The organism is Citrobacter sp. VF227 (genome assembly GCF_052950715.1).
The window spans coordinates 179,837-201,063 of sequence record NZ_JBRFVF010000005.1; the positions used below are offsets into that span (position 1 = coordinate 179,837).

General features: G+C 52.7%; 18 protein-coding genes, 1 tRNA gene and 1 other RNA gene. 7 read left to right on the forward strand and 13 right to left on the reverse strand.

Annotated elements, in window-relative coordinates; all coding sequences use genetic code 11:
* Positions 1–196: 196 nt before the first annotated feature.
* Both megL and ACU8YC_RS17130 read left to right on the forward strand, forming a co-directional pair.
* Positions 197–1,393 (forward strand): methionine gamma-lyase, encoded by a 1,197-nt coding sequence (gene megL, locus ACU8YC_RS17125; RefSeq protein ID WP_151223977.1) that lies wholly within the window; start codon positions 197–199, stop codon positions 1,391–1,393.
* A 117-nt stretch (positions 1,394–1,510) separates the two neighbouring features.
* Complete coding sequence (locus tag ACU8YC_RS17130; RefSeq protein WP_210904170.1) at positions 1,511–2,809, forward strand: transporter; 1,299 nt, start codon at positions 1,511–1,513, stop codon at positions 2,807–2,809.
* Between the two features lie 31 nt (positions 2,810–2,840).
* Here the strand turns inward: ACU8YC_RS17130 and ACU8YC_RS17135 are convergent, their stop codons facing one another.
* From ACU8YC_RS17135 to ACU8YC_RS17190, 12 genes are all read right to left on the reverse strand, one after another.
* Positions 2,841–4,043 (reverse strand): sigma-54 interaction domain-containing protein, encoded by a 1,203-nt coding sequence (locus tag ACU8YC_RS17135; RefSeq protein WP_446895577.1) that lies wholly within the window; start codon positions 4,041–4,043, stop codon positions 2,841–2,843.
* 176 nt (positions 4,044–4,219) lie between these two features.
* The gene (gene dppF, locus ACU8YC_RS17140; RefSeq protein ID WP_003024319.1) at positions 4,220–5,224 is read right to left on the reverse strand and encodes a dipeptide ABC transporter ATP-binding subunit DppF; all 1,005 of its coding nucleotides are present in this window, start codon (positions 5,222–5,224) and stop codon (positions 4,220–4,222) included.
* Complete coding sequence (dppD, locus tag ACU8YC_RS17145; protein WP_187253842.1) at positions 5,221–6,204, reverse strand: dipeptide ABC transporter ATP-binding protein; 984 nt, start codon at positions 6,202–6,204, stop codon at positions 5,221–5,223. Before dppD ends, dppF begins: the two co-directional genes overlap by 4 nt.
* A 10-nt stretch (positions 6,205–6,214) precedes the next feature.
* Positions 6,215–7,117, reverse strand: a complete 903-nt coding sequence (gene dppC, locus ACU8YC_RS17150; protein ID WP_003837734.1) for a dipeptide ABC transporter permease DppC — start codon at positions 7,115–7,117, stop codon at positions 6,215–6,217.
* Between the two features lie 9 nt (positions 7,118–7,126).
* Positions 7,127–8,146: a dipeptide ABC transporter permease DppB gene (gene dppB / locus ACU8YC_RS17155; protein ID WP_151216926.1), complete on the reverse strand. Its 1,020-nt coding sequence runs from the start codon at positions 8,144–8,146 to the stop codon at positions 7,127–7,129.
* Positions 8,147–8,307: 161 nt separating this feature from the next.
* Positions 8,308–9,915, reverse strand: a complete 1,608-nt coding sequence (gene dppA, locus ACU8YC_RS17160; protein ID WP_151216927.1) for a dipeptide ABC transporter periplasmic-binding protein DppA — start codon at positions 9,913–9,915, stop codon at positions 8,308–8,310.
* Entirely contained in the window at positions 9,830–10,066 is a 237-nt protein-coding gene (locus ACU8YC_RS17165; protein ID WP_127674029.1) for a hypothetical protein, read from the reverse strand. The genes dppA and ACU8YC_RS17165 overlap by 86 nt, the downstream gene beginning before the upstream one ends.
* 512 nt (positions 10,067–10,578) lie before the next feature.
* A non-coding RNA gene (locus ACU8YC_RS17170) (RtT sRNA) lies at positions 10,579–10,712 on the reverse strand.
* Positions 10,713–10,743: 31 nt separating this feature from the next.
* A tRNA-Pro gene (locus ACU8YC_RS17175) sits at positions 10,744–10,820 on the reverse strand.
* A 91-nt stretch (positions 10,821–10,911) separates the two neighbouring features.
* Complete coding sequence (gene eptB, locus ACU8YC_RS17180) at positions 10,912–12,606, reverse strand: kdo(2)-lipid A phosphoethanolamine 7''-transferase (RefSeq protein ID WP_446895578.1); 1,695 nt, start codon at positions 12,604–12,606, stop codon at positions 10,912–10,914.
* A 213-nt stretch (positions 12,607–12,819) separates the two neighbouring features.
* Positions 12,820–14,022, reverse strand: a complete 1,203-nt coding sequence (locus ACU8YC_RS17185) for an L-lactate MFS transporter (RefSeq protein WP_151216929.1) — start codon at positions 14,020–14,022, stop codon at positions 12,820–12,822.
* 252 nt (positions 14,023–14,274) lie between these two features.
* Complete coding sequence (locus tag ACU8YC_RS17190; RefSeq protein WP_151223981.1) at positions 14,275–14,976, reverse strand: autotransporter outer membrane beta-barrel domain-containing protein; 702 nt, start codon at positions 14,974–14,976, stop codon at positions 14,275–14,277.
* A 157-nt stretch (positions 14,977–15,133) separates the two neighbouring features.
* Here ACU8YC_RS17190 and tag point away from each other — a divergent pair, with 157 nt between their 5' ends.
* Together tag and ACU8YC_RS17200 are read left to right on the forward strand one after the other, a co-directional pair.
* On the forward strand, positions 15,134–15,703 hold the full coding sequence (gene tag / locus ACU8YC_RS17195) for a DNA-3-methyladenine glycosylase I (RefSeq protein ID WP_151216931.1): 570 nt from the start codon (positions 15,134–15,136) through the stop codon (positions 15,701–15,703).
* Positions 15,693–16,133, forward strand: coding sequence for an N-acetyltransferase (locus ACU8YC_RS17200; protein WP_151216932.1), 441 nt, complete (start codon positions 15,693–15,695; stop codon positions 16,131–16,133). The genes tag and ACU8YC_RS17200 overlap by 11 nt, the downstream gene beginning before the upstream one ends.
* On the opposite strand, the gene ACU8YC_RS17205 is transcribed toward ACU8YC_RS17200, so the two are convergent.
* Complete coding sequence (locus ACU8YC_RS17205) at positions 16,102–18,435, reverse strand: molybdopterin guanine dinucleotide-containing S/N-oxide reductase (protein ID WP_423390503.1); 2,334 nt, start codon at positions 18,433–18,435, stop codon at positions 16,102–16,104. The two genes, ACU8YC_RS17200 and ACU8YC_RS17205, sit on opposite strands and share 32 nt — an antisense overlap.
* A gap of 159 nt (positions 18,436–18,594) precedes the next feature.
* Between ACU8YC_RS17205 and ACU8YC_RS17210 the strand changes: the two genes are divergently transcribed.
* The 3 genes from ACU8YC_RS17210 to ACU8YC_RS17220 all read left to right on the forward strand — a co-directional run bounded on the left by ACU8YC_RS17210 (position 18,595) and on the right by ACU8YC_RS17220 (position 21,224).
* Positions 18,595–19,257 (forward strand): OmpA family lipoprotein, encoded by a 663-nt coding sequence (locus tag ACU8YC_RS17210; protein WP_151216934.1) that lies wholly within the window; start codon positions 18,595–18,597, stop codon positions 19,255–19,257.
* A gap of 101 nt (positions 19,258–19,358) precedes the next feature.
* Positions 19,359–20,375: a LacI family DNA-binding transcriptional regulator gene (locus ACU8YC_RS17215; protein WP_252838551.1), complete on the forward strand. Its 1,017-nt coding sequence runs from the start codon at positions 19,359–19,361 to the stop codon at positions 20,373–20,375.
* Positions 20,376–20,474: 99 nt separating this feature from the next.
* Positions 20,475–21,224 (forward strand): sugar phosphate isomerase/epimerase family protein, encoded by a 750-nt coding sequence (locus ACU8YC_RS17220; protein ID WP_252838552.1) that lies wholly within the window; start codon positions 20,475–20,477, stop codon positions 21,222–21,224.
* Positions 21,225–21,227 lie beyond the last annotated feature (3 nt).

Below are 21,227 nucleotides of genomic sequence, written 5' to 3' on the forward strand. Positions count from 1 at the left end.
CAGGCAGACGCCCGCAAAGTGCATTACTTCCTGGTATGCATCCTGCACGCTGGAAAGATTCTTGCCAGTTGGCAACATTCCTGCCGACAATTAATGCCAGCAGATACATAACTCATTGATATCTATTAGTTCACTTTCTGGCACAGCGATTGCTATTTGACTGTGAGCTGTTCTGTTCCGAATCAAAGGAGATATCATGTCTGACTGTCGTACTTACGGATTCAATACCCAGATCGTTCACGCGGGGCAACAACCCGACCCTTCAACTGGCGCGCTTAGTACGCCTATTTTCCAGACTTCAACGTTTGTATTTGACAGCGCCGAACAAGGTGCCGCCCGCTTTGCGCTCGAAGAGTCCGGGTACATTTACACCCGTTTAGGCAACCCCACCACCGATGCGCTGGAGAAAAAGCTGGCGGTGCTGGAAAGAGGTGAAGCCGGGCTGGCCACCGCGTCCGGTATTTCTGCCATCACCACCACGCTGCTGACGTTGTGCCAGCAGGGCGACCATATCGTTTCCGCCAGCGCGATTTACGGCTGCACCCACGCATTTCTGTCGCACAGCATGCCGAAGTTCGGCATTAACGTCAGCTTCGTCGACGCGGCAAAGCCTGAAGAAATCCGCGCCGCCATGCGTCCGGAAACCAAAGTGGTGTATATCGAAACGCCCGCCAACCCGACGCTGTCGCTGGTCGACATTGAAACGGTAGCCGGTATTGCCCATCAGCAAGGCGCACTGCTGGTCGTGGATAACACCTTTATGTCGCCCTACTGTCAGCAGCCTTTGCAACTGGGCGCGGATATTGTGGTGCACAGCGTCACCAAATATATCAACGGTCACGGGGATGTGATTGGCGGCATCATTGTTGGTAAGCAGGAGTTTATCGACCAGGCGCGGTTTGTTGGCCTGAAAGATATCACCGGCGGCTGCATGAGTCCTTTCAATGCGTGGTTGACGCTGCGCGGGGTTAAAACGCTGGGTATTCGAATGGAGCGCCACTGTGAAAACGCGTTGAAAATCGCCCGTTTTCTCGAAGGGCATCCGTCCATTACCCGCGTCTATTACCCTGGTCTGTCTTCGCACCCGCAGTATGAGCTGGGCCAGCGGCAGATGAGCCTGCCAGGAGGAATTATCAGCTTCGAAATCGCCGGCGGCCTCGATGCTGGCAGACGGATGATCAATTCTGTAGAATTGTGCCTCCTCGCGGTCAGTCTCGGTGATACCGAAACCCTCATTCAGCACCCAGCGTCTATGACACATTCGCCCGTTGCGCCAGAGGAACGGCTTAAAGCAGGTATTACCGACGGGCTTATCCGTCTTTCTGTGGGTCTTGAAGATCCAGAAGATATTATTAACGACCTTGAACACGCCATCAGAAAGGCAACATTCTGACCATTACGACCTGAACCGACGCCGATCGGTTCAGGTCGTTGAGAATCAAGGCACAACAGTCTGGCTATATGCACAATCCTCTTCCGGGGAGCGTGCGTATTTTCGGCAGGGGGTTCTATGCAGGACAACACAATACAATTAAGCAACAATACAGCAACCGCCGTACCATTCTCAAAAAAGATACCGTTTACGAAATACGATTTTGGCTGGGTATTACTGTGCATCGGCATGGCAATTGGTGCCGGAACGGTGCTAATGCCAGTACAAATTGGCTTAACTGGCATTTGGGTGTTTATCGTTGCCTTTATTATTGCCTATCCGGCAACCTATATTGTGCAAGATATTTATTTAAAAACATTATCAGAAAGTGAAACCTGTAATGACTATACCGATATTATCAGTCATTACCTGGGAAAGAACTGGGGCGTATTTCTTGGCGTCATCTATTTTCTGATGATTATTCACGGGATATTTATTTATTCCTTATCGGTGGTTTTTGACAGCGCCTCATATATCAAAACTTTTGGTTTGACCGATGCCGATCTTTCGCAGTCAATAATCTACAAAGTAGCCATTTTTGCAGTGCTGGTCGCCATTGCTTCCGGGGGAGAAAAATTGCTGTTCAAAATTTCCGGCCCGATGGTGGTGGTCAAAGTGGGTATCATCATCGTGTTTGGTTTTGCGATGATTCCGCACTGGAACTTCGCTAATATCAGCGCTTTCCCTGAAGCCTCTGTTTTCTTTCGCGACGTGCTGCTAACCATCCCGTTCTGCTTCTTCTCTGCGGTGTTTATTCAGGTGTTGAACCCTATGAACATCGCCTACCGCAAACGAGTGGCGGATCGAGTGCTGGCCACACGTATGGCTATACGCACGCATCGGATCAGTTACATTACGCTGATTGCGGTCATCCTGTTTTTCTCTTTTTCTTTTACCTTTTCCATTAGCCATGAAGAAGCCGTATCAGCCTTCGAACAAAATATTTCCGCATTGGCGCTGGCGGCACAAGTCATTCCCGGACAGATTATTCATATCACCTCAACGGTGCTAAATATCTTCGCCGTATTAACCGCGTTCTTTGGTATTTATTTGGGATTCCACGAGGCGATTAAAGGAATCATTCTTAACGTTCTGAGCCGCGTTATTGACGTGGAGAAAATTAATCCTCTGGTGCTTACGCTGGGTATTTGTACCTTTATTGTTATCACCCTGGTGATTTGGGTATCGTTTCGCGTATCGGTACTGGTGTTCTTCCAGTTAGGCAGCCCGCTATACGGGATTGTGTCGTGTATTATTCCGTTTTTCCTGATCTATAAAGTCACGCAGCTGGAAAAACTGCGCGGGCTGAAAACCTGGCTAATCCTGCTGTACGGGATCCTGCTGTGCCTGTCGCCGTTGCTGAAGCTGATTGAATAATCCGTTTAGCGCCGTCAACACCTGGCGGCGCTTAGCTCACACTCTCCAGTTGATAGCTGCGAATTTTATTCAGAACCGTGGTATGTGACACCCCCAGCGCTTTGGCGATATGCCGCGACGACACATTCTCCTCCACCATCTGTTCAATTAGCTGGCGTTCAGCACACAAAACCTGCTCTTTAAAAGGACGTTCTGTTGAGCCTTGCTCAACGACAGGTAGATTCAGCATCCCTAATTCTTCCCGCGTAATGACATCGGATTCCGCCATTAGCATCAGACGAATAATGGTATTTTCCAGTTCGCGCACGTTTCCCGGCCAGCTGTGATGGTGCAGGGCATCAAAACAAGCTTTATCCAGAATGATCCGCCGCTGGAATTCCTTTGCGTATTTCTGCACAAAGTGGCGAATCAACAGACTGATATCCTGCGGGCGCTCCCGCAAGGGTGGAATAGTCAGAGAAAGTACATTGATGCGGTAATAGAGATCGGCCCGCAGCAGGCGTTGCTCCACCATATCTTCCAGATTGGCGTTGGTTGCCACAATAATGCGTACATTAACCGGAATAATTTGTGCCCCGCCAACGCGACGGATCCCGCCATCCTGCAGTACGCGCAATAATTTAGCCTGTAAACCCAGCGACATTTCACCAAATTCATCGAGAAAAAGGGTGCCTTTATCGGCCATTTCAAACAACCCTTTTTTACCTTTACAGTCCGCGCCGCTAAAAGCCCCTTTCTCATAGCCAAAGAATTCACTCTCCATCAACGACTCAGGAAGCGCAGAGCAGTTAACCGGAATAAACGGATAAAAACGCCGCTGCCCGGAATTATGGATAGCCCGGGCCAGCAGCTCTTTGCCTGTGCCCGTATCGCCACGGATCAGAACGGTATATTTGCTGTCAGCAATTTTTATCGCCTTTTCGATAAGCGAGTGCATGCTCTGGCTGCTGAAAATAATGTCAGAGAAATAGCGCGGGCGTTCCGGCTCAGACATCGACAACTCGCTTATCTCTTCGCACAGGTAAGCGACATTAATAATATCGGCACGCTGGCTTAAACAGGATTGCACGCAGGAAATATCCTGTAACTGGCGGCACCAGGATTTAATCAGGATCCGTCCAGGCGTGACTTTCATGGAGATGATATTGATATCGCAGCAGGAAAATTCCTTCAGGACATCCTCAACCATCGACAGACGATCAATTGTTTTAATATCCCAGCGTATCGTAACCACATTTGCTCCTGATAGTTAGCAACTGCGAAATAGATATTTCTGTGACGAGAGGAAATCTGACTACATTTTATACGCTGCGGAATAATGTTCTGCCATAGGACTCACATTGTGGACGGAAAAACAAAATATAAAAAAACCGGAGCACAAGGCTCCGGTTATTGGGTCATAACCCACGTTTATTGCTGTGGGTTTTCATCCTGGTCAACGGCGAAACAAGCTACCAATTGACCGCCATAGTCTTTTAACTGTGGCTGAAGCTGAGTACACGGACCAAAGCGACGACGGCAACGGGCGTTGAACGCGCAACCTGGTGGCGGATTCAGCGGGCTTGGCAGCTCACCGGTCAGCTTGATACGCTCGCGGCGATCGTCGGGGTTCAGACGCGGCGTTGCGGAGAGCAGCGCCTGAGTGTACGGATGCCGTGGATTATTGAAGATCTGATCCTTGGTTCCTTTTTCCACGCAGCGGCCTAAATACATCACCATCACTTCATCGGCAATGTGCTCTACCACCGACAGGTCGTGCGAGATAAAGACGTATGACAGCCCCAGTTCCTGTTGCAAGTCCATCATCAGGTTCAGCACCTGCGCACGTACGGAAACGTCCAGCGCCGAGACCGGTTCGTCGGCAATCACCACATCCGGGTCAAGCATCAAACCGCGGGCAATGGCGATACGCTGACGCTGGCCGCCGGAAAACATATGCGGATAGCGGTCGTAGTGCTCGGTTTTCAGCCCCACTTTCGCCATCATCGCCAGCGCTTTTTCACGACGCTCCTCTTTGCTGAGCGTGGAGTTGATCAGCAACGGCTCTTCCAGAATCTGCCCGACTTTCTTACGAGGGTTCAGGGAACCGTATGGGTTCTGGAACACTATCTGGATTTTCTGCCGACGCAGCTTCTGCGCCTGCGGGTCGTGCTTAAGCAAATCCTGTCCCTGGTAATACAGCTCACCGCCGGTCGGGATTTCAATCATCGTCAGCAGACGGCCAAGCGTGGATTTTCCACAGCCCGACTCACCTACCACCGCCAGCGTTTTACCGCGCTCTAGGGTAAAGGAAACACCATCCAGCGCTTTCACCAGGCGTTCCGGGGCGAACATGCCCTTCTTCACCGGGTAGTGTTTTTTCAGGTCAATTGCCTGCAACAGCGGCTGTTGCGCGGCGGCCTTTTGCGTACTCATAGCCCAGGCCTCCCGGCATCATCAAGTGGGTAGTGGCATTTCGACTGACGACCGCCTTCCAGCAGGTTCAGTTCAGGTTCTTCAGCGCGGCATTTGTCGGTCGCATAGGGACAGCGCGGGTTCAGTAAACAGCCGTTCGGACGGTCATATTTACCTGGTACCACGCCCGGCAACGAGGCCAGACGCGCTTTGTCCTGAGCAAACTCCGGCAACGCTCGCAGCAACGCCTGGGTATACGGATGGCGCGGCGCACGGAAAATATCCTGCGCGGCCCCGGTTTCCACGACCTGCCCGGCGTACATCACGATGATTTTGTGCGCCGCTTCGGCCACCAGCGCCAGATCGTGGGTAATCAAGACCAACGCCATGTTCTCTTTTTGCTGCAGTTCCAGCAGCAGCTCGATGATCTGCGCCTGAATAGTCACATCCAGCGCCGTTGTCGGTTCATCGGCAATCAGCAGCTTCGGACGACAGGCAATCGCCATGGCGATCATCACGCGCTGGCTCATCCCACCGGACAACTGGTGCGGATAGACATCCAGGCGCGAGGCCGGATCGGGGATCCCCACCAGCGTCAACAGGTCGATCGCCCGCTGAATACGCGTTTTTTTATTGCCACCCTGGTGCACCTTGATGGCTTCCATAATCTGGTAGCCAACGGTGTAGCAGGGATTAAGGCTGGTCATCGGGTCCTGGAAGATCATTGCCACTTCCGCCCCCACCAGCTGGCGGCGCTCATTCTCAGAGATGCGCTTCAGGTCGCGACCATTAAACTCCAGATTTTCAGCCATAACGCGGCCGGGGTAGTCAATCAGTCCCATAATTGCCAACGAGCTGACGGACTTACCAGAACCAGATTCCCCAACAATGCCAACCACTTCACCCTGGTTCACACTGTAGCTAATGCGGTCCACGGCACGGAATTCTGAACCCACATCACCGAAGTGCACCGATAATTTATCTACATTTAATAACGCCATCTCGAACCTCTTACTGCTTCAGTTTGGGATCGAGCGCGTCACGCAGACCGTCACCCATCAGGTTAAATGCCAGTACCGTCAGCAGGATCGCCAGCCCCGGGAAGGTCACGACCCACCAGGCACTTTGAGCGAACTGCAGCACGTCAGAGAGCATGGTGCCCCACTCCGGCGTCGGCGGCTGTGCGCCCATCCCCAGGAAGCCGAGGGCAGCCATATCGAGAATGGCGTTCGAGAAGCCAAGCGACGCCTGAACAATCAGCGGCGCAAGACAGTTAGGAAGAATGTTGACGAACATCTGGCGCATCGCACCGGCTCCCGCCACGCGGGATGCGGTGACATAGTCGCGGTTAACCTCCACCAGTACGGCGGCGCGCGTCAGACGCACATAGTGCGGCAATGCCACGAACGTCAGCGCCAGCGCGGCGTTGCCAATCGAGGGACCAAATACCGCCACCAGCACCAGCGCCAGTAACAGGCTCGGCAGCGCCAGCATAATATCAACCACACGCATGATGACGTTATCGACAATCCCGCCAAAATAACCGGCGATAAGCCCGAGAACCACGCCCATCAGCAGGGAGAGCACCACCACCAGACAGCCAACCAGCAGCGACAGACGCGCACCGTACATCAGGCGGGACAGCACATCGCGGCCCACATCATCAGTACCAAACAGATGCGCCATGGAACCGCCTTCCTGCCATGCAGGCGGAGCCAGCAGCGTATCGCGGAACTGGTCTGCCGGGTTGTACGGCGCGAGAACGTTGGCAAAGACCGCAATCAGGATCATCACCACCACATACACCAGCCCAACAACCGCGCCTTTGTTGCGTTTAAAATAGTGCCAGAACTCCTGCAGCGGGGTCATGGGCACCGGTGCAGCAATAACTTTATTTTCAGTAACCTGTGACATGATGGCCCCTTACTTCTTATGCCGAATACGCGGGTTCACCACGCCGTACAGCAGGTCTACCAGTAGGTTGACGAGGATAATCATCGTCGCGACCAGTAATACCCCGCCCTGCACTACCGGATAATCGCGGCGTTGCAGCGCATCGATCAGCCAGCGCCCCAGACCCGGCCACGAGAAAATGGTCTCAGTCAGGATCGCCCCGGCCAGCAATGTACCGACCTGCAGGCCGATAACGGTCACAACGGGCAGCATGGCGTTGCGCAGAGCATGAATGATGATGACGCGCATCCGGGTCAGGCCCTTGGCGCGCGCGGTACGAATGTAATCCTCACCCAGCACTTCCAGCATCGATGAACGGGTCATACGCACAATGACCGCCAAAGGTATAGTGCCCAGTACCATTGCCGGCAGGACCATATGCGCCAGCGCATCGATGAAGTTGCCCTGTTCACCCCAGATAGCGGTGTCGATCAGCATAAAACCGGTCAGGGGGTTGGAATCATCAAGGAACACCATGTCGCTCACCCGACCGGAAACTGGCGTCAGGTTCCACTGTACGGAAACCAGCATGATCAGCATCATGCCCCACCAGAAGATCGGCATGGAGTAACCGGTCAGCGCAAGGCCAACGGCAGTATGATCGAAAATGGAGCCGCGCTTGACGGCAGCGAGAACACCCACCGGAATACCTACTGCGACGGCGAAAATCATCGCGCAGACGCCGAGTTCCAGCGTCGCTTTGAAGCGAGGTACGAACTCTTCCCACACCGGTAAGCGGCTTTTCAGCGAAATACCTAAATCACCATGCATAACCCCCCAGATATAGTGGAGGTACTGTTGCCACATCGGTTTGTCCAGACCGAGTTCAGCCAGCAGTTGAGCATGACGCTCAGGGGAGATTCCACGTTCACCCGCCATGATCATTACCGGATCGCCGGGGATCATATGGACAAAGGCAAAGGTGAGAAGAGTGATACCGATAAACGTGGGGATGACGAGTCCCAAACGTCGGAGAATGAACTGCAACATAACCCGGATTCTCTCTAATGACGCACGGCCTGGAACCGTGAGTCTGTATTGCTCACAAATCTTATCTCCCCCTCCAACGAGAGGGAGATAAAGCATTACTGTCAGGTGGCGCTACGGTGACCCGACTTAACGGTCCGTAGCGCTGCCTGGCTTGCTTTTAATTATTCGACAGAGACGTTTTCGAAGTGGTGTTTGCCTAATGGATCAACCACATAGCCTTTTACTTCTTTACGCACTGGTTCATACACGGTGGAGTGAGCAACAATCAGAGCCGGGGCCTGATCGTGCATAACAACCTGAGCTTGCTTGTACAGTTCAATACGTTTGTTGTGATCGTCGGTCGCTCGCGCCGGTTGGATCAGGTCTTCAAACGGCTTGTAGCACCAGCGAGAATAGTTAGAACCGTCTTTCGCTGCCGCACAGCTGAACAGGGTGGCGAAGAAGTTGTCCGGATCCCCGTTGTCACCGGTCCAGCCCATCATCACGGCCTGATGCTCACCCGCTTTGGCGCGTTTCAGGTACTCGCCCCACTCATAGGTCACAATCTTGGCCTGAACGCCAATTTTCGCCCAGTCAGCCTGAACCATTTCCGCCATACGGCGCGCGTTCGGGTTGTACGGACGCTGTACCGGCATCGCCCACAGTTCAACGGTAAAGCCTTTGTCCTGACCGGCTTCCTTCAACAGCGCTTTGGCTTTCTCAGGATCGTAGGTGTAGTCCTTAACGTCGTCGTTATAGCCCCACATGGTCGGCGGGATCAGGTTCTTCGCGGCGACGCCAGCGCCCTGATAAACCGCTTTAATGATCGCTTCTTTGTTAACCGCGTAGGTCAGCGCCTGGCGGACTTTCACGTCATCAAACGGTTTCTTCTCTGTGTTGAAAGAGAGGTAGCCAACGTTCAGACCAGCCTGCTCCATCAGGTTGATATTTTTATCCTGCTTCATGCGCGCGATGTCAGCCGGGTTCGGGTACGGCATTACCTGGCACTCGTTCTTCTGCAGTTTTGCGTAACGCACGGAAGCGTCAGGCGTAATGGAGAAGACCAGACGGTCGATTTTAGGCTTAGTGCCCCAGTAACCTTCGAATGCTTTATACAGAATACGGGAGTCTTTCTGGTACTGCTGCAGCTGGAACGGACCGGTACCGATTGGGTTCAGATCCACTTTCTCCGGGGAACCGGCTTTCAGCATGTTGTCTGCATATTCTTTGGAAAGAATAGAAGCGAAGTCCATAGCCAGGTCAGCCAGGAATGGTGCTTCCGGGCGAGTCAGCACGAACTGAACCGTTTTATCATCCACTTTTTTCACTTCGGAGATCAGGTCTGGCAGCCCCATCCCTTCGAAGTATTCATAGCTGCCGCCAGACACTTTGTGGTACGGGTTCTGGGCATTTTTCTGACGATCGAAAGAGAACACCACGTCATCAGCGTTTAAATCGCGCGTCGGTTTAAAATCTTTGTTGTCCTGCCACTTCACGCCCTGACGCAGGTGGAAGGTATAGGTTTTACCGTCTTCGCTGATTTCCCACTTCTCAGCAAGGCCCGGGACCACTTCAGTTGTACCGGTTTTGAACTCGACCAGGCGATTATAGATCGGCACGGAGCTGGCATCATAGGTGGTACCAGAGGTGAAAAGCTGTGGGTTAAAGCCTTCAGGAGATCCTTCTGAACAATAAACCAGAGTTTTAGCCTGTACGCTTGCTGCGACGGTCATAGCCACCAGGCTCAGACCAAGCTTCAGCATCCCTGACTTCTTCAAGGAAATACTCATTCTTCTGCTCCAAATGTGATGTTTGTTGTTTTACCCTTTGCAGTGGGTTTGCACCGCCTGGCCTTTTTTGTTTTTTACCCGGCCGGGTCAGCGTTAAGAGGATGGGGATTCCGTTCACATAAGCGACTGAGTTGCAGTGCGGATTCTCCATGAAATGCCCCTCATGCCCTACAATCTGTCAACAGAATGTGAAAACGTCAATACAGGTAGCCGCGATTTGCACCAACGGTGAGAATTGGCAGACAAAGATTAAAAAAAGTGCAAGCGGGTATTTTCAGCAGGGAAATTTGTGCTACGCGCACTATGCCAGAATAAACATCTTCATACTTCTCAACATTTAGTGATTAACATTTATGCAATTTATTCAAATTTTCCCAATGAATGCTGCATATCTGAGCGATTAATGCCATGAACGTTAAAACGCACAGCGGAAAATGCCAGCGTCAGCCATAAGTAGCGCAAAAAAAGTTTCATGCAAACATAAAAAAAGGCAATGGAATATGTCACAGAATCGTTAACAGTCAGTGGGAAGTGGTGCACAATTTTTACAGATAAAAGGAAGGTCAATTTAGGTCGGTGAGAGCGGTACTTCTTCCCCCGGAGGTTCTCATCCTCTCAGGCTATAAAGCAAAAAACCCTGCTCGTTGAGCAGGGTTTCAAATTTGGTCGGTGATAGAGGATTACTCGCCACTGCGTGGCTCGCCCTGCGGGCCGTTGCTTACGCAACGTTCTCTCGCTACGCTCGAGTCGAACCTCTTACCCCCGGAGGTTCTCATCCTCTCGGGCTATAAAGCAAAAAACCCTGCTCGTTGAGCAGGGTTTCAAATTTGGTCGGTGATAGAGGATTCGAACCTCCGACCCCTTCGTCCCGAACGAAGTGCGCTACCAGGCTGCGCCAATCACCGAATGCGGGGCGCATCTTACTGCTCAGCCGCGCGCCCGTCAATCCCTTAGTAACAAAATGCCATTCGATCGGCGAGAAAGTCAGCAGGCCTGTTACTGGGCCGCTGCTTTCTCCCCATCCGGGATACGGCACCAGTTGTTATTCTCGTTAATACCGCCATTTGGCGAGGTATAACCGAGGCAACCCAGAACGGTATCGTACAGTTCCACATGACGACGCGGCACCTTCATCTCAGCTTCTTGCTTCAGGTGCGCAAACGCCTTCGCATGGTCAGGGTCTTCCAGATATTTGTCTGACATCCACACCATCATAGGAACGCGGAACTGCTCTGGCGGCGCCATTTTACGCGGTGTACCGTGCAGGTGCTCCCGTTCATTAATCGACTCGCCGTGATCGGCGGCGTAGAACACGATCGCTTTCTTATCGCGCAGCTGATCAAACACCTGAGTAATAAAGTGATCAACGTAGGTTACCGAATTATCAAATGAGTTAATCATCTCCTCTTTCGAGCAGCCACTATCTACGTTGACACACTCCGGCTTCCACTGTGCATATTCACGGGTGTAACGCTGGGTGTAGTTAAAGTGCGAGCCTTTGGTGTGCAGAATAATCAGACGCTTTTCACCATCATCAGTCTTCTGTAAAGATTGCTGCATCTCATTAATCAGCAGCATATCGTCAACGTTTTTGCCACGGTTACGCGGCTCAGCGCCAATCTGCTCACGGTAGGCGATGTTCTCCGCCATGGTATTGCTGTAGAACCACATCTCACTTTGCATTGCGTAGAGGTCTGTCTTGAACCCTAACTGACCGAGCACGGAAAAGACGTTTTGTTCTTTCAGAGTACGCTGAGGGTTTTCTTCCGCCCCACCTTCGCGCACAAACATACAGCGCAGCGAAAGTTTGGTCGCAGTGTCACAAGAGTATCCACGGAATGCGGCCAGATTTTTCTCCTGGGCGAGCCTTGGCGTGGTATTTCGTTCATAACCAAAAATCCCCATATGATCCCAGCGAGTCGTTTCGCCGATAATAAAGACCACATAAGTGTCGTCGAGGTTTTTGGGCGCAACATACGTAAACTTCTTCGCCGGGTTCATCAACGATTTGTTGTCTGAAGATTCATCCACCTGTGCCCAGGCGTACAAACCCAGCGCAGAGAGCCAGTTAGACGGCAAATAGGAGTTCGCAACGACCCCACCGTAGCTGGGTAAATCAATGCCTGTTTCACGCTCAACGCTTTTCTGTTGCATGCTGAGTAGACGAATGGGCACCCACACCATCAGGCCAGCCAATAAAACCGCCGCCACGCTACGCCATCTCATGCCTGGCGTACGAATCTGCCTCATCAGGGTATAACGACAGCGGTTACTCCAAATCAGCACCAATGGGATAATACTGACTGAAACCAGCCACGCGATAAAATGCCAGCCGACAACTTCTTTTGATAAATCAATATCGGTAGTCATGACCGAGGCAATAATACCGTAGCCAATGACCACGTTCAGGAAAGTCATGTAATAGCTGGCACCGGCAGAGCAGAGCACCACAAACGTTGCCAGGACACGCCAGACGCGTCGGCCAAATAAAGAGAGAACACGGAGTAAAAAGAAGGTCACCAGCACAGTGCCTGCTAATTCAACAACCGCAGAGAGTCCTTTCCAGACGGTAAACTCGTGCGCATATCCGCTAAAGCGGCGGAAAAACACAGCGCAATTCATAAAGAGACCGATATAGATCGCGAGCAAGAAACTCAGCCTCTGCTGCGTCATCGATTTGATATATCTCATGCAAACAAACCCTGGAACAAGGGATAAAAACACCCTGTGTAAAGGCCTGTCAGACCCTACAGGGGAAAAGTGCGACAAGTGCAGATAATAAGAAAATTCTACAGCGCAGGTAAGTAGACCACAGGAGGGAAGAAAAGTGCTTATAGAGAATGCAAAGGGCGCATATATTTTTGTAAATATATGCGCCGGGTATTAATCAAACCACTAATAGATTCAGGCGTGTGCCTCGGTATAGACGCTACGCTGCGGCTGACGAATAGTGGTAGAAAGCGCCAGCGAGATGATTAACAGCGCAAAGATAACGCAGAAGGTGACATAGAAACCGCCAAACAGCGAAGCGATAATCGAGCCACAAATACTGCCGATACCAAAACCAAGGTAGATAACACCGTAGTTTTTCGCCAGGTTATTCAACCCGAAGAACTCGCTGACCAGTGATGGGAACACGGTGATAGTGCCACCAAAGTTGAAGGCAACACAGGCAATTGCGGTAAAGAAGGTTATGTCATTCAGCGGCGCGAACAGCAGTGCGGCCATACCCACCAGCGAAACGACCTGACCAATAGTGATAACGCGAATACGGGAGATTTTATCGGACAGAATACCCAGAACCAGACGACCAGACAGGTTAGCGATAGAAATCACGGTCACCGCGTTTGCCGCCGTTGCCACATCCATATGTGCCAGACTTTGTGCGATATCTTTTGCCACGCCAATTACGTACAGCCCGCTCATACACGCCGTCAGAAACATCACGGCCAGCATCCAGTACTGCGGTTTACGCATGGACTGCGCCAACGTGTAGTCGTTCTCCATTACGCCATTTTTGGCCTTCACTTCCTGATTCGGCGCATCTTTCATCAGCGTGGAGCCAAAGACGATCATCACCAGCACAATCGCGCCCCAAATCATGAAAGTTTTTTCCAGACCCACGGTGCTCAAAAGTTGGCTGTCGATAAATTTAAAACCGAGGCTGCCAAGGCCATAAGAACCGATGGCGAACGCAGAAATCAGTCCCTTACGCTCCGGGAACCATTTTACGCAGTTGGAAAGTGTTAACAGATAGCCCGCACCATCCGCCAGACCAACCAGCACGCCGGCGCTCAACCACAGCATAATCAGGCTGTCAGAATGGGCGGTTAAGAAGAAGCCAACGCCGAGTAAAATACCGGACGCCATGGTGACGCGCTTCACGCCAAAACGTTCCTGCAACTTCCCGGCGACGGAAGAGGAAATCGCCAGCCCAAGGCTCAGCAAACCAAAGGAAAATGCTACCTGGCTCACTGGCGCATCAAGCTTAGAAGAGAGCGCACCGTTAAACAGGCTCCAGGTATAAACAGAACCTAAGGCAAATTGAGTAATGATGGTGCCGATCAGTGTCAGCCAGCGGGTACGCTGATAATCAGAAGTTTTCATGGCAGTCTTCCTGCATAAACAAAATGGGAAATTCTCTGCCAACAACCATACCGAAGCGCTTTTATAGCCAGGGGAAAATGGCATGAAATGCCGCCAGGATGGAATGAACTGCCTGGAATGCGGAATGAATGACGAGACAAAAAGTCCGGTTACTGAATTTTATCGCATGAGTTAGTACACACTATCGCTGAGATGCGTATAATTGTTGATATCAACATGTAATCAAGATGTTTATTTGATGATTTTTTCGCGTTAAAATTTGGCGCTTACTCCCATGGTGTACATATAGTCGCTGTTGTTGGCACTATTTTCCGCCTGCGAGAGCGCCGCGTAAGCCGCCATGTGCGGGTTCAACAGCATATCCGCACCCACAGTAACATCCACCCAGTTACCGTCCTGACCCACCGCCGTCATGCGGCTGAGGCCCGACTGCGCTTTCCAGATATTTTCGCCAAACTGCTGGTTATAGCTGATTTGCGCCCACGGTCGCACATCGCCGAACTGCGAATTGACGCGCCAGCCTAACGTGCTGACGCTGGCATGCCACAGCGGATCGGTCTGCGTTACCGACGTCGCACTATCGCCAAATTCATTATAAGTAGAGGTGGTCGAACCGTCATAATGCAGTGCCGCAACCGGACCGGTCGTAACTTGCCTTGAGAGCGGGAAGTTCCAGCCCATACTCATGCCGCTGGTTGCATCCATTGGCGTATCATCGACCAGATTCACCACGGGACCCGCCACGTTTTGAGTGGAGCGAATACGTTCTTCCAAAATATCGTTATAACGCGGTTGGTGATCGCTGTCCCATGTATAACGTTCAGCCGTATGCCCTGACATTGCATCAACGATATATTCTTGTTGCCAGCCATATGCTGTATTGATGGACAGCGCACAAACTACAACGCTCGCCAGAGTTAACCTCTGACGACCACTACTGTTTCTTATAAGCATCAACGCGACTCCAGAAAAGAGCCGAATTCGGCGATATTATTGTCATTGTGTGAAGTATTTGGGCCTGAAGGCCTTATATTAAATATTGTCTTTTTAGCTGGCGCGTCAAGGCGGGCCGAATGAAATTTTTACGCCAGTAAAAACAGCGAGGAAGAATATGCAGCGTTGCGGATGGGTCAGTCAGGATCCACTTTACATTGCCTACCACGACAAGGAATGGGGCGTCCCGGAAACCGATGGCAAAAAGCTGTTCGAAATGATCTGCCTCGAAGGCCAGCAGGCAGGGCTATCGTGGATTACCGTACTGAAGAAACGGGAAAACTATCGCCACGCCTTTCACCATTTTGACCCGGAAAAAGTGGCGGCCATGACTGAAGAGGACGTGGAAAGGCTGGTACTGGATGCCGGCATAATTCGCCATCGCGGAAAAATTCAGGCCATTATTGGCAACGCGCGCGCTTACCAAACGATGACGCAAGACGGAGAGTCATTTAGCGAGTTCGTCTGGTCATTTGTTGATCACCAACCGCAAGTGACCCGCGCCGCCAACCTGAGCGATATTCCCACCTCAACGCCTGCGTCAGATGCGCTATCTAAGGCGTTAAAAAAACGCGGGTTTAAGTTTGTCGGCACCACCATCTGTTACTCCTTTATGCAGGCGTGCGGACTGGTCAACGACCATGTCACCAGCTGCATCTGTTACCCGGGAGAACAACATGATTCGTGAATCAAAGGCTGATGATCTACCGTCAATTCTGGCGCTGTGGATGGAAAGCACGATCCATGCTCATCCGTTTATCGAAGAACGTTACTGGCGCGAAAGTGAATCCATCGTGCGGGATGTTTACCTGCCCGCCGCACAAACCTGGGTGTGGGAAGAAGAAGGTGCGCTCAAAGGTTTTGTCAGCGTCATTGACGACCGCTTCCTCGGCGCCCTGTTTGTCGCACCTACCGCCATCAGAAGCGGGATCGGCAAAGCGCTGGTACACCATGTGCAGCAGCGCTTTTCGTTACTCAGCCTCGAGGTGTACCAGAAGAATCAATCAGCGGTGAACTTCTACCATGCGCTCGGTTTTCGCATTGAAGACGGCGCATGGCAGGAGGAGACTCACCATCCTACGTGGATTATGGGCTGGCAGGCGGATCAAACGCAGTAAGCGCCAGGTTCGGTCCGCTGTATTTTTCGAGCCACACCAGCGCAGTGTTGCCCGCGCAGCCATTCCCCAGCTTCGAGCTGGGGAGATCTTTGGTCAGCACGTTGACGGCGCCATTTTTACAAATACCGTCAGCTGTCGGCTCCAAATCAGGCCAGGCACCTTCATGAATACAGATGACGCCAGGTTTGATGCCTTCCGTCACCACGGCCCCCGCCAGAACGTGTCCACGTTGATTCCACACCCTGACCGTGTCGCCATCCGCAATGCCGCGCGCGTTGGCATCCTGCGGATGAATAGTTACCGGCTCACGATCCGCTACTGCATACTGCTCACGCAACGCGCTGTAGTTAAGCTGGCTGTGCAAACGGTGCGCCGGATGCGCGGAAAGCAGCTGTAACTGATCCGGCTCGGCGTTACCGAACCATTCATCCGGCTCCAGCCACATCGGGTGGCCCGCACAATCCGCATAGCCGTAACCGGCAATCTTCGCGGAGTAGATTTCAATTTTGCCGCTGTCCGTTTTCAGCGGATGCGCCTGCGGGTCGCGGCGAAAATCGGCGAAACGGATAAACTGCGCGCTGGTGGCGTTTTCCGGCATTTCAATCAGCGCATTTTGTTGCCAAAACAAGGAGAATGGCGGCAACGTCACCTGCTGGCTGGCCCCACGCTGCCCGGCAATATTGTAAAACGTCTCCAGCCATTCCAGCTCGCTTTTGCCTTCGGTGAATCGCTCATAACCGCCCTCTTCCCAGCGTTCACTCAGTTCGGCAAAAACATCATAATCATTTCGCGCTTCATACTGCGGCGGGACGACCTGCTTCATCGGCACCAGGTGCTGGTTGCTGTAATCGCCAGTCATGGTCAAATCATTGCGCTCAAAAGAGGTGGTCGCTGGCAGCACGATATCGGCATGCTTCGCTGCGGCGGTCCAGAAACATTCCGAGATAACCACCAGCTCCGGTTTTTGCCAGGCGCGAATCAGACGGTTGGTATCCTGATGATGCGTGAAGTTGGCACCGCCCGCCCACCACAGCATCCGGATATCCGGGAAATGGCGATCCATACCGTTATGCTGGTAAAAACCACCCGGGTTTTCCAGCGCTTCGACTATCCGCGCCACCGGGATTTTATCCACTGCATCGGTGCCGCCTTTAACGCTGCCCTGCATTGAAGCCAGCACCGCAGCACGGCGCGTCGGGTTCCCGCCGTTGGCAAAATGGTACGATAGACCAAAACCACCGCCTGGCGTCCCAATCTGCCCAAGCATGGCGGCCAGGGTAACGATCATCCAGTGTTTCTGCTCGCCATACTGCTGACGCTGCATGCCCCATCCCGCCATCAGCATGGTAGTATTTTGATGAAATATCGCCGCGAGTTCACGTATTTTTGCTGCCGGAACACCACAAATTTTAGCCGCCCACTCCGCCGTTTTCGCAACATCGTCAGATTTCCCCAGTAGATAATCCGAGAAAAGGTCATATCCCGTCGTACACCGGGCGAGAAAATCGACATCGTGCCAATCGTTTTCCACCAGCGTATGCGCGATGCCCAACATCAGCGCCACGTCGGTCCCCATATGCGGGGCAATCCATTCCATCTTATCGCCAAAGAATTCGACGCTTTCCGATCGCATCGGATCGATACAGATCAAACGTTTGCCGCTGTCGCGCAAAGCCTCAAAGTAAGTAAGACCCTGCTCGTCGGAGGCATTCCAGGCGATCTTCAGGGTATTCAGCGGATTAGCGCTCCATAACACCACCACCTCGCTGTTCTCCAATACCACAGGCCAGCTGGTTTGCTGCTGGTAAACTTCGTTACCGCCCACCACGTAAGGCATGATGGCCTGCGCAGCCCCCGTCGAATAATCCCCCAGATGCCCGGTATAACCGCCTGCCAGCGCCATATAACGCTGTAGCAGAGTTGCCCCTTTGTGTAACACGCCGTTAGAGCGCCAGCCATAGGAACCGGCAAAAATCGAGGCCGGGCCGTAGCTGTCACGGATACGTTTATGCTGCGTATGGATAAGATTCAGTGCCTCGTCCCAACTGATGCGAACAAATTCATCCTGCCCGCGCACGCCCTGCGGGTCCTCCGGCGAGGCGAGAAAGCCTTTACGCACCATTGGAAAACGTACCCGCGTTTTACTGTGCACCTGGTTATGCACCACGGTTTGCAAAGAGTTGGGATGGGAAGTGGGCAGCGCGCCACGCGAGGAGAAAACCGTCTCTCCATCGGTTTCGACGAGAACAGGTCCCCAGTGGGCGGCGGTTAACACCGAGTAATGTGCGGGTGAATTAGCCAAGATGGCGCTCCTGAATGCGATGTAACGGCTTATTTATTATGCCGTTCAATGTTACTTACAAATTTCAGAGTCTTCCCTGGAATTTTCTTCATGTTCACACGTCATAATCAACCGCCACGGTCGCTGTGGCAAAGAAGAAAAAGTCATTAAGGAATTAAGATGAAGAAACGTGTTTTTGTTATTGCTGCCATCGTGAGCGGCGCCCTGGCGGTTTCTGGCTGCACAACAAACCCTTACACCGGCGAACGTGAAGCGGGTAAATCCGGCATTGGCGCGGGTATTGGTTCTCTGGTCGGCGCGGGCATTGGCGCACTCTCTTCTTCGAAGAAAGATCGCGGCAAAGGCGCACTAATTGGCGCGGCGGCGGGTGCGGCCGTTGGCGGCGGTGTCGGTTATTACATGGACGTGCAGGAAGCCAAACTGCGCGACAAAATGCAGGGAACGGGCGTCAGCGTGACGCGTAGTGGCGATAACATCATTCTGAATATGCCGAATAACGTCACCTTCGACAGCAGCAGCGCCAACCTGAAACCTGCTGGTGCCAACACCCTGACCGGCGTGGCAATGGTACTGAAAGAGTACAATAAAACCGCCGTCAACGTGCTGGGCTTCACCGACAGCACTGGCAGCCAGGATCTGAATATGCGTCTGTCGCAGCAACGCGCGGACTCCGTGGCCAGCGCCCTGATCACTCAAGGAGTTGCAGCTAACCGTATCCGCACTCAGGGTATGGGTCCGTCAAATCCGATCGCCAGCAACAGCACGGCGGAAGGTAAAGCGCAGAACCGTCGCGTAGAGATTACCTTAAGCCCTCTCCAGTAACGTTTTGTGCCGGATACTGGCAGTGCCCAATCCGGCATGTAGCACTTGCCATCGTTGATTTTCGCGTTAAGGTGTTCACACCAAAGTCAAGGAAATCAGCGATGAGCAAATCAACAAGGGCAACCATCAGCGATGTGGCGAAAGCCGCAAAAACCGGCAAGACCAGCATTTCACGCTATCTCAACGGTGAAAAGCACCTGCTTTCCGACGCGCTATTGGCCCGCATTGAACAAGCTATTGCCGATCTCGATTATCGTCCCAGCCTGATGGCAAGAGGCCTTAAACACGGTCGTACGCGTCTGATTGGCCTGATCATCGCCGATATTACTAATCCCTACTCCGTCAACGTGCTAAGCGGTATTGAAGCCGCCTGTCGCGATAAAGGTTTTACTCCGCTGGTGTGTAACACCAACAACGAAGTGGATCAGGAGTTGCATTATCTCGACCTGCTGCGCAGTTACCAGGTCGAAGGGATTGTGGTCAACGCCGTAGGGATGCGCGAAGAAGGGCTAAACCGCCTGCAGCAGTCTGCGCTGCCAATGGTACTGATTGATCGCAAAATTCCGGATTTCGCCTGTGATATGGTCGGGCTGGATAACAGCCAGGCGGCAACGATTGCCACAGAACATCTGGTTGAGCAAGGTTTTGAAGCCATCCTGTTCCTCAGCGAACCGTTGGGCATGGTGAATACCCGCCGTGAGCGCCTGAGCGCTTTTCGTGCCACCCTCGCACAGTACCCCGGCGTTATCGCGCAAAATGCCGAAGTCCCACTAACGGACAATACACAACTGGATGACACACTGCGCCAGTTTCACCAGCAGCATCGGGGAATGCGCAAAGCCGTTATCTCAGCCAACGGCGCCCTCACGCTGCAGGTTGCCCGCGCCCTGAAGCGCATTGGCCTTAACTGGGGCAGCGATATCGGCCTACTCGGTTTTGACGAACTGGAATGGGCCGAACTGGCGGGGGTTGGTATTACCACATTGAAACAACCCACATGGCAGATTGGCTACACTGCCGTTGAGCAGGTTGTACGCCGGATCGATGGCGGCTCTGCTGCCATTCAGGAACAGGTCTTCTCCGGCGAACTGATCGTTCGCGGCTCTACCGCCCGTTAAATTTCCTTCGTGATGGTGATCATAAATTCGACATCATAAGCTTTTCTTTGGAACCGGTTCCATCTAGCGTTATAGCAAGAACGCTAGTCTGGAGTTTCCATGAAAAGAAAAATTATGGTGGTCACTGCCGCCTACGGGCATGACCAGGTACGGATCGCAGGCGGGCAAACGGCAATGTTGCCTATTATTGCCGAAGCCGGTGCTGATGGCGTCGAAATTCGCCGCGAGTTGCTGACCGATGCCGAGCTGCACACGCTGTCCACGATGGCCTCTGCTATCGAAATTTTCGGCCTGCTGGCCTGTTACTCAGCCCCTGAGTCACTGTTCCTTAAGGACGGTAGCCTCAATCCCCGACTTCCCGCGTTACTCGAAGAAGCGCAGACCCTTCAGGCGTTGTGGCTAAAAGTCTCCCTCGGTCATTTCTCCCATACCGAACAGTTCAACGTTTTACGTGAATGGCTGGACAACAGCGGAATGGAACTGGTTGTCGAAAACGATCAGACAACCTGCGGACGCCTGCAGCCGATGCAGCGCTTTAACCAGGCCTGCCAGACGCAGAATCTGCCGATATCTCTGACCTTCGATATGGGCAACTGGCTGTGGGTGGGCGACTCCCCGGAACTGGCGGCGCAGAAACTGGCGTCAACCGTTGGGTATATCCATGTCAAAGCCGCAGTGACGCATCGCGATAGCTACCGTGCCGTGCCGCCTGATGCAGCCGATCCGCGCTGGCTGGCGCTGTTGAAAACGCTGCCCGGCGATGTCCCGCGCGGCATTGAGTTTCCCCTGAAAGGGCAGGATTTGACGGCGGTTACCCGCCATTACGTCGAGCTGTTACGCAAGGAGTAACGC